Below are 12,465 nucleotides of genomic sequence, written 5' to 3'. Positions count from 1 at the left end.
CTTACCTGATATCAAATCCATCTACAAGTACACATCTTCTTTTTCTAGCAAAAGTTTTAGCACTTGTTAAACCTTCTCCTGTTGGTCCAGCTATTGTAAATGTTGTATATCCTTCTCCACCTACACCTATACCAGAATATGATGGTCCATTTTTAACAAATATAGTAGTTTGAATTAATTTAGCCATCTTACTTAGTTTATCAATATTTTTAGAGTGCATTATAGCTGTATGTCTATTTCCATGTTCAACTTCTATGGCAAGTTCTATAGCTTCATCAACATCCTTTACTCTAACTATTGGAAGTATTGGCATCATTAACTCTTCTATAACAAATGGGTGATTTTTATCTGTTTCCATTATTATTACCTTTATATCATCCTCAACTTTTATTCCTATATTATCCAATAAATATTTTGCACTCTTTCCAACGCATTCAGTATTTAACTTTAAATTCTTAGACAAAACTAAGTCTTGTAATTTATTTAAGGTTTCCTTATCTTTTATTTCATAAGCTCCATTTTTTTTCATATTAAATATTAAATAATCAGTAATTTCATCTACTGCTATAACTTCTTTTTCTGCTATGCATGGAAGATTGTTATCAAAGCTACATCCATCAACTATATCTTTTGCTGCTTTTTCTATATCTGCAGTTTCATCAACTACTGCTGGAGGATTTCCAGCCCCTGCTCCTATCGCTTTTTTTCCAGTAGATAATACTGATTTCACAACACCCGGCCCTCCAGTTGCTACTAGCAATTTAACTTTTTCATGGTTCATCATTATATTTGCATTTTCTATTGTAGGATTTTTTACCGTTACCACTAAATTATCTGGGGCTTTAGCTTCTTTTAATGCTTTATTTATAAGTTTTATGGTGAATAAAGATACTTCTTTAGCTCTTGGGTGAGGACTAAAAACAATTGAATTTCCTGCTGCTAACATTCCTATAGTATTACAAAGAATGGTTTCTGTTGGGTTTGTTGTAGGTGTTATAGACCCTATTACTCCATATGGAGAAAGTTCTACTAAAGTAAGACCTTTATCACCTGTATAAGCATCTGTTTTTAAATCTTCTACACCTGGTGTTTTCTCTAGTACTAATCTATTTTTCAAAAGTTTATGGCTGTAATTTCCCATACCAGTTTCTTCAACTGTCATTTTGCATATTTTTTTTAAATTTTCTTCTTTATAAAATTCATTTTTTATAGCTTTTATGTATTTATCTCTATCACTTAGGCTATGCTTTAAGTACTTTCTCTGAGCTATGAATGATGCTTCTATAGCATCGTTCATACTTTCAAATATTCCATATTCACACTCTTTTAAAGAATTTGCATTATTTAATTCACTTATAACCTTTTTTACTATTTCCTCAACATTTAACGCACTCATTATTATCCCCCCATTACATTTTGCTTAATTGCTTTTCATTTTCATCATTTGTATTGAGTATAAAGCTATCTCCATATCTTCTTCTACACTGCCGCCACTTACCCCTATAGCTCCAACTATTTTTTTATTGTTATATATTGGATATCCTCCACCAAAGACAACTATTTTATTGTCATTAGTATTTTGAATACCATAAAGTGCTTCTCCACTTTTACAAAGCTTACCTAGTTTATCAGTTGATATTTTTAAGGCATTTGCAGTATATGCTTTATTCATGCTTATATTTATACTACCAAGTAATGAATCTTCCATTCTATGAAGTAATATAAGATTACCTCCACTATCTACTGCAGAAAAAACTATAGGAACATTTAATTCTTTTGCTTTTCTTTGAGCATAATTAGCCATTTTTATTATATTTTCTAGTTTAAACTCTATACTCTCTTCATTTTCTTTTTCTATATTATTAAATTTTTCTAACTTATCTATAACCTTGCTTTTTATATCATCTATCTTACAATAAGTTTCTTCTAATCTTGCTAAAGCATATAATGTATCCGATAATCTATTTACGTATTTTAGTAATTCATCTCTAATATTACCATTTTCTTTTAATGTAACTATATTTCTTTCTGCTCTTCTTATTATAGTTCTTGCAACATGAATAGATGCTGAAGACTCATTTTTCCCAGGTATTATAAAACTTTTTTGTCTTCCATTTAGCTTACTGCACTCATCTACTATATGTTCTAATTCTTTTATGTCTTCTTCATTTACTGTATATGACAACATAGATAATCCTTTTTCATCACTAGCAAGTTCAGCACCTACTATAAATAATTTTCTTTGTATTTTATTTAGATAACTTTTTATATCTTCATTTTTACTTTGAGAATACGCAACTCCAAGCATTGATATAGCCTCATCTATTGTTCCATAGCATTCTACTTTATAATCATTTTTTGATACTCTTTTACCACCAAACAGACTAGTACTTCCTTTATCACCTGTTTTTGTATATAAATTAGCCATATTATATCACCTAATTATTAACTTCTATACTATCTACTATTCCAACTATTGCACAGTCTATAGGAGAATCAGATGAAAATATCTTTCTTGCAGAGCTCCCTGTTGCAACAATTACAGTCTCTCCAACTCCAGCGCCTACTGAATCTACTACAACATGTGTGTTTCCAACCACTTCTAATTTTTCATTTAATTGCTTTACAAGTAGAAGCTTTGTTCCTATTAATCCTTCATTTTTAGTAGTTGATACTACTGTTCCTACTACACTTCCTAGATACATATTTTTCACCTAGCTTTATATTTTTAATATATTTATATTGTATTTTAATGCCTCATCTTTAGCCGAAGGCGTGATTATAGAATCTTGATTTATTTTTATTACTTTATAGTGTTTTAAGTTATATACATCTATTTTACTTATTATTTTCTTATTTAAGAGTATTTCTTTAATCTCTATATTTTGTTTACTACATATATAATCAATTTCATCATTATTTTTTTTATTAGTGTTTAAACTAAAATTATCTTTATATATTTTTATAACTTTTTTTTCTAAATTTACTGATGTAGTTAATATAATATTGTAATCTTTTAATTTTTTTATATTATTTCTAAGTAAATCTTTATATGAATTGCTCATATTATCTTTAAATATAGATATTCTTTCTTCGTTGTCTGGGCAGCATCCATTAATACTTGCTATTACTTTTTTACCATTAATTAAGGAATAACTTATTATATTAGTAGCTATATTATCATTTATTCCATTTGCAATTTTGCTACAGGTATTAACTGTTAATGTAGGTATCATTATAATAGTATTTTCTTTTACTAGACTTATTATATTTTCATTGTCATCTTCTTTTATAACTTTTTCCACTTTAAAAAATTCTTTTATTAAATTTTCATTAAATACATTTAAAGCTCCATTTGATAATACTATTGTTAATTTAAATCCTCTATCTTGAAGCATTTTAATGCATTTAAATGCATCTTTAAATCCAATACTAGCACCAGTAAATACTACTAACAATTTTTTATTGTAGCTTTCTAGCTTTTCAAATACTTTTTCTACTATATAATCTATAACTACACTTTCTACACTTTCTACATTTTCACTAATTATGTTTTCAAGTTTTTTTAAATCCAATTTATCACCTTCTATATATGGCAATTCATTGCTATTCCAAGAGGTGTTACAAGTAGTGGTTCTAATGGTTTTACTGTTTCTATTTTTATTTCTTTTTTAAATACTTTTTCAAATTCACTAAAGCAACAAGCACCACCGACTACATAGATAGTGTCTATATTGTAATCTTTTATATACTTTTTAACTATAGATGCCATTTTTTCAATGACAGGTTTTACTATTATAAACGTATCTTTTTCATACTTTTTCTCTTTTTTTATAACTTCTGCTTCTTCAAAAGGTATTTTATTAAACCCTGCAAGAACTAGTGTCATATGAGTTCCACCTGTTGCTTCATCAGCTGTAAACACGACTTCCCCATTTTTTATTATACTTATCCCAGTAGTCCCTCCACCAACATCAACTACTGCCCCATTAGTTATTTTAAGTACTGTAGCTGCTGCACTTGGCTCATCTATTATATTTAAAACTTCCATATCACAAGATTCTACTACATTACATATAACTTTAGTATTTCCCTCAGTAATTCCTGGAGGGATTGCAGTTGAAGCATAAGTTAATTCACATCCTATAATTTGTTCTACTTCTTCTTTTAATTTTCTAAGTATATTAGTTGCACCTATATAATCTACAACTATCCCATCTTTAACTACAGATGAAGCTTTCATAGCTCCAGCTATAGGATTATTATTTTCATCTACAACAGATAAAACTATATTTGCAGTTCCTAAATCTACTCCTACTTTTAGCCTACCGTTATATTTATTGCACTTTTTTTCTTTTATAAGTCTTGAAAACTCTTTTACCTTATTATTGCAGTCATTTAGATTCACATTCTCACCTATTTTCTACAATTTTAACTAAGTCGTTATTTTTTATTAAGCACGAATTAGCTTCATCCATATCTAAATGCATTTCTAGTTCAAAATTTTCATTTACTCTAATTAATACGTTTCCTAGTATAGCTTTTCTAATCCCCGTTATCTCAACATCTACTATATCTTTATCACATAAATTTAATTTTTTAGCATCATTTGGTGACATATGTATATGTCTTAATGCACAAATTACACCTTTTTCTTTGACAACTTTTCCTTTAGGCCCTATAATTTCAATACCAGGAGTATCTTTTAGATTTCCTGATTCTTTTATAGGTGGATTTATACCTAATTTAAAGCCATCCGATACAGAAATTTCAATCTGAGTTTCATTTCTTAAAGGCCCTAAAATTCGAACTTTTGTTAATTCTCCTTTAGAGCCTTTTATAGTTACACATTCATTTGCAGCATACTGACCTGGTTGCTTTAAATCTCTAAATTTACTTAGTGATTTATCTTTGCCAAATAGTATTTTAAAATCTTCTTCACACAAATGTATGTGTCTATTTGAGATACCGATAGGGATTAAAACTTCTTTTTCTTCTTGTAATTTTTGTATTACTATTTTAGTTATTTTTTCTACTAATTCCTTATTGTTAAAATCCATTTTAATCACCTATTTATATATTATTCTGATTTTGGTAATATCTTTTCAACATCAGTATGAGGTCTTGGTATTACATGCTTAGATACGAGTTCTCCTACTTTCTCAGCTGCTACTGCCCCTGCATCTACAGATGCCTTAACAGCTCCAACATCTCCTCTAACCATAACTGTAACTAATCCTGATCCTATCTTTTCATATCCTACTAGCTCAACATTTGCAGATTTAGTCATCGCATCTGCTGCCTCTATAGCACCTACTAATCCTTTAGTTTCTATTAATCCTAATGCCTCTCCCATTTTCTATTCCTCCTTAAAATCATTTAGTTCATTGTAGTGAATACAACTATTTTTTAATTCTCCTTTTTGTCTTTTACATTCTGGGTCTTTACATAAATTACAAGTATAATTTTCTTTATTATTTAAATTGTTTTCTTCTATGGTATTTCCTAATTCTTCACTTTTTATATAATTTAAATCATCCTCTAGATTAACTATTTTTACATTTTCTACTATATCTTTAACTAATTCTTTATCATCTTCATTGTATAAATCTACATTTTCCTTAGACTGATTATCTATTTGTATTTCTTTATATCCTATAGTTTCTTTGTTATTAATTAATATATCTATTTCTTTACTTGGTCTAGGTATTATTTTATAGGAAAATACCTTGCTTATTTTATTGGCAGCAACAACAGAAGCTTCTATAGCTGCCTTAACAGCACCTACATTTCCCTCTATTTTTAATGTCGCCATACCTCCACCTTTCGAGAGCTCATATCCTATTAAATTAACATTTGCAGATTTTACACATACATCTGCTGCTTCTATACAAGCTGCAAGGCCAATTGTCTCTATAATTCCAATAGCTAATTGGGACATTTTACCCTCCCCCTAATCTAATGTTTAAGTAATATTTATAATAAATATAAAACTTTATACAATTGTTAGATAAACTATATGTATCTTATAAATATTTTAAAGTTCTTTGAAAGGTTTTTTTATGACTAATCTAGCTGCATTTTGACCTAGTGTTCTCATTATAGATTCTTTAGATGATATTTTTATAGTAAAAAGAGGACTATCTTTTTCTAGTTTATTATAGTGAAGTATTATAAAATCTTTATTTACTCCAATCCCCACTCCTAATATAGAGTCATTGCAGGCATTATAGCCTAATTTTATAACATCTTCTTCACAAATTCCTAAAATTTCATAAGGTACATTCTCTTCTTCTATGCCAAGTATAATTTCTCTAAATTTTAACTCATCTATTTGATTTTTATTATAGTATATTTTTATACTTGGCTTTTTCGTAACACTTATATTCTTAGCCATAAAATTCACCTATTCTTCTTTTAAATGTAAAACAAGTCCTGTTGCAACTGCATTTCTAGGTCCTTCTACACCCCTGATATTTGCTCTTCCTGCAACTACATTATACTGAGATAATGCATTTGTAACTAATTGAGGAATCTCAAAATCAAGTGCACTTCCTCCAACCAAAACTACAAACGCTATATCTCTTACATTATTTGTTGGGCTTACCTTTTTTAGTGCTCTTATAGCATTTGTAACAAATACTCTTTCTTTAGCACTTTTTCTAATTAATTTTATTTTTTCTAGTGATTCATCTATTTCAATAGGAACCATACCTTCTGGTTTTAGTATTACAACCTTTGCAAATAATTTAGAATCTAATGCTTTGTTAAAAAACTCTACAGCTCCACTTTCATGTCTTATATTGAAAAGACTCTCTACCTTAGCTAATGGATACTTTTTTATGTCTTCTGCTAGTTCAAAATCATCTATTCCTAATTCTGATTTTATAAGCATAGTAACCATATTTCCAGCACCTGCTAAATGTATTGACTTTATTTCATTTTCTTTTGTAATTATAGAAGCATCCGTAGATCCTGCACCCATATCTAATATTGCAAGTGGTTTGTTACTTCCTGGAGTAGTTAATGCTCCACGAATTGCCATATCAGCTTCTACTCCACCTACATTGACATTTACCCCTAGGCTTTTTGTTAATTCATCTGCTATTTTTTGCATTTGAAGTTTATCAGCTTTTACCATAGCTGCTATTCCTACTGCATTTTCTAGTGAGAACTCATTAGCAATACCACCTTTTACAATCTGAGGAACAAAAGTATCTACAGATAGTAAGTCTTGTATTTTAATGTTTTTTGGGTGTTGATTTGTTAAATTAGACATAACATGCCTTACTTTTTCAAGCATTCCTCCCACATTAGTCCCAGGTTCTCCTTTAACATCACAAACAATATTTACGCTATTTATAGCATTCATAATTTTTTTAGCACCTTCATCAATTCCAACAAAAGCTTTTTTATTTAGTCCAACTATTTCAATATTTCCAGCAGGTATTTTTCTTTCTTTAACATCTCCCTTAGGAGTTTTTATAACAACTGCTGATCTGTTTCCAATTAATGCCCTAGCTATTGGAACAACATGTTTAGTTTCTTCTGAAGTTAGATTAAACAATGTTGCTATTCCATATGGATTAGATAATACTTCAACAACTCCTCCAATTGGTGCAACTTCTATGGCACACTTCATATTTAGAGGAACTTTTTCAACTAAACTAACCTCATCTACTATAGGAATTTTCTTGTTTAATCTATTATTAATTAGTACTCCATCATCTTTTTTTACTATAGCTCCATTTATATTTAATTTATCTGAATATAAATTTATTAATTTAGATGAAACTTCAAAGTCAAATTCTTTAGGTATAACAACTATTACATCTTTGTTCTTATCTACACTTTCTAATTTATCAATTTTTACAGTTTCACCAACACCAACTCCTACTCCACCTGGTGTTAAAGGGTTATGGCCTATCATTGTAGACTCTGTTATTATGGTTTCTGTTATAGTTTCCATAGCTACGTCTCCTATTACTGGAGCAGCTTCATTTACTCTGATTTCATCTAAATTTTCAATTTTTAAATTAGACTTATCTAAAGAATTTTTTAAAGATTTAAATACTCCATTTATATTTTTCATAGTTCCTTTAATTCCTGTTGTTTTAACTATAGAACTTGATAAAAATTCAATATTGTTTTCATCTATTTTTGCTAAGGCCACTTCAGTAGTAGCATTACCTATATCTATACCAGCTACTATCTTCATTTAATACCCTCCAAACTACTTTTACTCCACTACCTTTAACCTTCCTCTTTGTTCATAAACATTTGCAGCTTCTATAACAAACTCTGCATTTATAGTGCATCCATATTTATTTCTTAGTTCATCTGCTATATCATATAATTCTTGTTTCGTTGATCTATATGGTCTTAGTGCATCGTATATTTCAAGAATTCTATCATCTGGAACTACTATAAGTTCTGCTGCCTTTCTTAAGTTTTGAGCAAATGCATTTCTTCCAACAGATTCAGCTACTTGTGCTTGTAATTCTAAAGTTTCTTTAGATATTCTTATATCTTTAGATCCAATTTCACCTCTTATTACTTTGTCTAAAGTTACATCTGATAATTTTATTCCAGATTGTGATTTTATTTTTTCCGGTATTTTCTCTCCTAATGGATAATTAGCGCTTGTGACTTTATCACTTTTTAAAACATTTTTAACAGCATTTGAAACTTCATTTATATTAGTAGAGTTCATATTTTTTAGTACTTCCTCTACGATTTGTTTTATTAATAAATCTTGATTCATCATTACCCTCCTTGTTTATTTAAATGTTATCTTCAATTCTTGAGGTTTTTTGTTTCTATCAACATGTTCTGTTTCTTTTATATGTAAAAGTGCTGCAATTGCTTGATATTTTGGTCTTGCCATTTGGTCATTTTTCACTGGCACTGGAGCTGGTGATTCATTTTTAGCATATTTAGCTGCATTTTTACCTATTTGTCTAAATGTTTCTAAATCTATAAGTGGAGCTTGGGGGAATAATTCTAAGTTACTTAAAGGAAATAAATCCTTTTGATGTATTATTGTTGTACCTTTTGACTGTATACCTATTCCTATTCCTGAACCACTTAGTTTTGCTGCATCATGTGCTATAAAAGAAACATCAGACGTTCTATAAATTTTTGCTAGTCTATAAGTTAATCCTTCTTCTTCAATACCTGCTATAACTTCTTTTAATACTTTATCGTGTTCTATACCAACTATAGTTTTAGTTTGATGGTTAAAAAATGCTGGCGCTAAACCTATAACTACTTCATCGCTTCTAGTACCTTTTTTCAAATCTCCAACTTCTACTAGTTCTAATTTTTTATTATCATCAAATACTACATTTTCTTTCTTTTCTTCTTTTTTGCTATTGCACTCTACATTATCATTTTCTACCATTTCTTTTAATACTTCTTCTATTACACTTTTTAATAATTTCTCATCTATAGACACAATTTTCACCTCTTTTTCTATTTTTAGAAATCTTCTGGACTTACTGCATTTTCAATTTTTTTGATTTGTTCCCATCTTTCATCACTTATTTGATATCCAGTTTTTGGCCCTCTATAATCATTTGGATAGTTTACGGCACTTTTTACTTTAAAATCTTTGTCAAGTATAGCTGCTGTATGCAAATAATCCCCTGCTATTCTTTGCTTTAACATATTAAACACACTATCTGCTACATCTTCAAATCCACCTTTATAAAGTGCTTTAACTACATCTACCCCTGTAACTTCTTTGTTCATCATTTCTTCAGTAGCTTTTAAATCTTCAACTACATTTCTATTTGGCATATCCTTACTTCCATGTGCATAAGTTGCAGCAGTTACTTCTTCTTCTGTAACTTCTGGAAGATTTAATTCTTTAAATAATACTTGTATAACTCTAGCTGCCTTATTTCTAACTTTAACAACTTCATCTTCACTAACAGGCTTTAGACCGCCATCTATTTTTAAATCTCTTTGAATTATATTCCAATCATCATAATCTTCTGCATCCCAGTTAGAACCTGCAAACATATTATCATAATTTGGAGTTGCACTATATCCTGAACATATAAAATCTGTTCCTGGCACCATTTGCATTAAACTTCTTGCAACTCTTCTTAAATCAGAATGTGTAAATGTTTGGTCATTACTAGATGCACACTCAAGATCTAACATTGCAGCTATTAAGTTTTCTGCAAGTATAGCTCTAACTCCACTAGGTACTCCTGCTGGTACTCCAACACAACTTACTGAACCATTTTGTATTCCTTGAACTCCACAACCTTTAGTTAAGAATAGACATCTAGCTTCGAGATATAGCATTGACTTTCCTTCTGCGTATCCCATTTGAACTTCAGAACCTGTTCCTGATGTAAATCTCATTTTAAGTCCTCTTGATGCATATGAAGATGCTAGGAAACCTTTAGACCAAGGAGTATCATCTCCATCCATAAATACAGACTCTGTTCCATAGACAGATACAGTTTCAGCGTATCCTGTTAATCCTCTCATTCCTAATTTTAATTCTGTTGCTTCTTCAACAGCACATTGAGTAAGTATTCCAGGGCGACCTACTTGAGCTCCAACTAATAAAGCTAGGGCATTAAATGGAGCATATCTTGCTATACCTACTGTAGTTTCTTGTTCATCAAATCCTCTTAAAGCTGCTTCTGCTGCATCTGCTGCAATTTGAACTGGATGATCTTTTACATTAGTAACATGACATTGATTTGAAGGCATCTTTCTAGCTCTCATCTTTGTCATTGACATCATCATTTCAAGTACATTCATCTGGCTTACAACTTCAACTATCTTAGCTGGAGTCATAGCAGTTGTAAGTTTTACTATTTCTTCTCTTCCAACATTTATATCAACAAGCATTCTAGCTAATTCTAATGAATCCATGTTTAAAACTTCTTCTGCTCTTTCTAAATTTATAGCATGATCTGCTATAAAAAAGTCTAGCATATCAAAGTCTTCTCTTTTCTTTCCATCTAATTCTATTACTATTTTATTTTCTATTTTTATACTAGGTGTTGGGTCATTTGGTCCATCCATTGCTATAAGACCAACTTCTGGCCACTCCTTTACAAAACCATCTTGGTTTACTGGTCTATTTTTTAAAACTTCAAAACGTTTAGATTTCAATGTATTCACTCCCCTTATTTAAAATCTTATATGTATGGTATTGTTGATGACTTTAATTCTTCATTGCTTAAAGTTGATAATAATTGCTTTCCTACTTCCCTTGCTGCTATTATAGACTGTCTAACAGCTCCTGAATCTCCTGAGAATGTAAGAATTACTTCGTTTGAGTAACTAGTTCCACCATTTCCTGGAGTTGAATATCCTACAACATCAACATTAGCTGCTTTTACAGCAGTATCTGCAAGTAATACTCCAATAGCAGCTGGTGCTCCAACTGTTATCCCAAAAGATTTTCCAATAGGTGCTCCAAACGCTTTATTAAGAGCATAGCTAGCCCTTGCTGTGTATTGGAATTCTAAATGTCCTGCGCTACTTCCATAAACATCACCAAAAGTTCTTTCTAATTCATTTAATGTAACTTCAACAGCTCTTCTAGCATCTGATACATCTTCTGCACCAAATATTATTAAAGAACCATGTCCTGCTCCACCTTCTGTATCTCTAGGAAGCTCTATTAACAATATTTCACTATTAGTTGCCTTTACAGCCTCATCTGCTGCAAATATATGAGGTCCAGCCCCTGTTCTTCCACCAACTATCCCTATTGATCTATATTTTTTATCTATATTCATTAACTCGTGTAAGTTATAATCTACATTAGCTATAACAAGACCTATAGTGTTTCCTATTGCTGTTCCTACAAACTCTGTTAAGCTACAGCTATTAGGCTCTTCATATTTAGCTTCTTCTACTGTTTCTTCTTTAACTTCTACCTTTGGAGTTTCTCCCATTTTCTTCATTACTTCATCCATTATTTTTGACATTAAATCTTCTTTCATGAAAATTTCCCCCTTAACCTAAATTCTTATTTAATATTAGTTATTGCTTGGTAATATCTTTTCAACATCTGTATGTGGTCTTGGTATTACATGAACTGATACAACTTCTCCAACTTTCTCTGCTGCTACTGCTCCTGCATCTACAGATGCTTTAACAGCTCCTACATCTCCTCTTACCATTACTGTTACTAACCCTGAACCTATTTTTTCATATCCTACTAGTTGTACATTTGCTGATTTTACCATAGCATCAGCAGCTTCTATTGCCCCTACTAGTCCTTTTGTTTCAACCATTCCTAAAGCTTCTTTTTGCATAATGGGAGTACCTCCAAAAATTATTCTTGTTCTTATTTAAATTCTAGTATACTTTTATGGAAATATTTTATTTAAATAGTACAAATTTTAAGACTTTTTAAATATTTTTATGATAAATTTTATCTTAATAGGATAATTTTTTGTACTATATTTTTCTTTACATTTTTAA

General features: G+C 30.1%; 15 protein-coding genes. All 15 read right to left on the bottom strand.

From position 1 onward, the window contains the following. Position 1: 1 nt before the first annotated feature. Positions 2-1,396 (bottom strand): aldehyde dehydrogenase family protein, encoded by a 1,395-nt coding sequence (locus ABCP60_RS03950; RefSeq protein WP_343101304.1) that lies wholly within the window; start codon positions 1,394-1,396, stop codon positions 2-4. Positions 1,397-1,420: 24 nt separating this feature from the next. Beyond that, positions 1,421-2,428 (bottom strand): cob(I)yrinic acid a,c-diamide adenosyltransferase, encoded by a 1,008-nt coding sequence (locus tag ABCP60_RS03945; RefSeq protein WP_092925977.1) that lies wholly within the window; start codon positions 2,426-2,428, stop codon positions 1,421-1,423. Positions 2,429-2,438: 10 nt separating this feature from the next. Next, positions 2,439-2,705, bottom strand: coding sequence for a EutN/CcmL family microcompartment protein (locus tag ABCP60_RS03940; protein ID WP_092925979.1), 267 nt, complete (start codon positions 2,703-2,705; stop codon positions 2,439-2,441). Between the two features lie 15 nt (positions 2,706-2,720). Beyond that, the gene (locus ABCP60_RS03935; RefSeq protein WP_343101303.1) at positions 2,721-3,575 is read right to left on the bottom strand and encodes a flavoprotein; all 855 of its coding nucleotides are present in this window, start codon (positions 3,573-3,575) and stop codon (positions 2,721-2,723) included. A gap of 11 nt (positions 3,576-3,586) precedes the next feature. Next, positions 3,587-4,408, bottom strand: a complete 822-nt coding sequence (gene eutJ / locus ABCP60_RS03930) for an ethanolamine utilization protein EutJ (RefSeq protein ID WP_166505358.1) — start codon at positions 4,406-4,408, stop codon at positions 3,587-3,589. 4 nt (positions 4,409-4,412) lie between these two features. Continuing rightward, complete coding sequence (locus ABCP60_RS03925) at positions 4,413-5,060, bottom strand: phosphate propanoyltransferase (RefSeq protein ID WP_092925985.1); 648 nt, start codon at positions 5,058-5,060, stop codon at positions 4,413-4,415. Positions 5,061-5,080: 20 nt separating this feature from the next. Next, on the bottom strand, positions 5,081-5,356 hold the full coding sequence (gene pduA / locus ABCP60_RS03920) for a propanediol utilization microcompartment protein PduA (RefSeq protein ID WP_092925987.1): 276 nt from the start codon (positions 5,354-5,356) through the stop codon (positions 5,081-5,083). A 3-nt stretch (positions 5,357-5,359) separates the two neighbouring features. Further along, complete coding sequence (locus tag ABCP60_RS03915; protein WP_195237689.1) at positions 5,360-5,941, bottom strand: BMC domain-containing protein; 582 nt, start codon at positions 5,939-5,941, stop codon at positions 5,360-5,362. A 96-nt stretch (positions 5,942-6,037) separates the two neighbouring features. Continuing rightward, positions 6,038-6,397, bottom strand: coding sequence for a glycerol dehydratase reactivase beta/small subunit family protein (locus tag ABCP60_RS03910; RefSeq protein WP_092925991.1), 360 nt, complete (start codon positions 6,395-6,397; stop codon positions 6,038-6,040). Positions 6,398-6,406: 9 nt separating this feature from the next. Continuing rightward, a complete protein-coding gene (locus tag ABCP60_RS03905) occupies positions 6,407-8,218 on the bottom strand; it encodes a diol dehydratase reactivase subunit alpha (protein ID WP_092925993.1) in 1,812 nt (603 codons plus the stop codon). A 21-nt stretch (positions 8,219-8,239) separates the two neighbouring features. Then, positions 8,240-8,764 (bottom strand): diol dehydratase small subunit, encoded by a 525-nt coding sequence (locus ABCP60_RS03900; protein WP_092925995.1) that lies wholly within the window; start codon positions 8,762-8,764, stop codon positions 8,240-8,242. A 15-nt stretch (positions 8,765-8,779) separates the two neighbouring features. After that, positions 8,780-9,457 (bottom strand): propanediol/glycerol family dehydratase medium subunit, encoded by a 678-nt coding sequence (locus ABCP60_RS03895; RefSeq protein WP_092925997.1) that lies wholly within the window; start codon positions 9,455-9,457, stop codon positions 8,780-8,782. Positions 9,458-9,480: 23 nt separating this feature from the next. Next, on the bottom strand, positions 9,481-11,142 hold the full coding sequence (locus ABCP60_RS03890) for a propanediol/glycerol family dehydratase large subunit (protein ID WP_343101302.1): 1,662 nt from the start codon (positions 11,140-11,142) through the stop codon (positions 9,481-9,483). A gap of 26 nt (positions 11,143-11,168) precedes the next feature. Then, entirely contained in the window at positions 11,169-11,981 is an 813-nt protein-coding gene (pduB, locus tag ABCP60_RS03885) for a propanediol utilization microcompartment protein PduB (RefSeq protein ID WP_343101301.1), read from the bottom strand. Positions 11,982-12,017: 36 nt separating this feature from the next. Beyond that, complete coding sequence (gene pduA, locus ABCP60_RS03880; RefSeq protein ID WP_092926003.1) at positions 12,018-12,296, bottom strand: propanediol utilization microcompartment protein PduA; 279 nt, start codon at positions 12,294-12,296, stop codon at positions 12,018-12,020. Positions 12,297-12,465 lie beyond the last annotated feature (169 nt).

This window comes from Romboutsia sp. MSSM.1001216sp_RTP31141st1_G3_RTP31141_220114, assembly GCF_039031195.1.
Classification (GTDB): Bacteria; Bacillota; Clostridia; order Peptostreptococcales; family Peptostreptococcaceae; genus Romboutsia_C; species Romboutsia_C hominis.
This window is presented reverse-complemented; position numbering and strand designations above follow the sequence as displayed.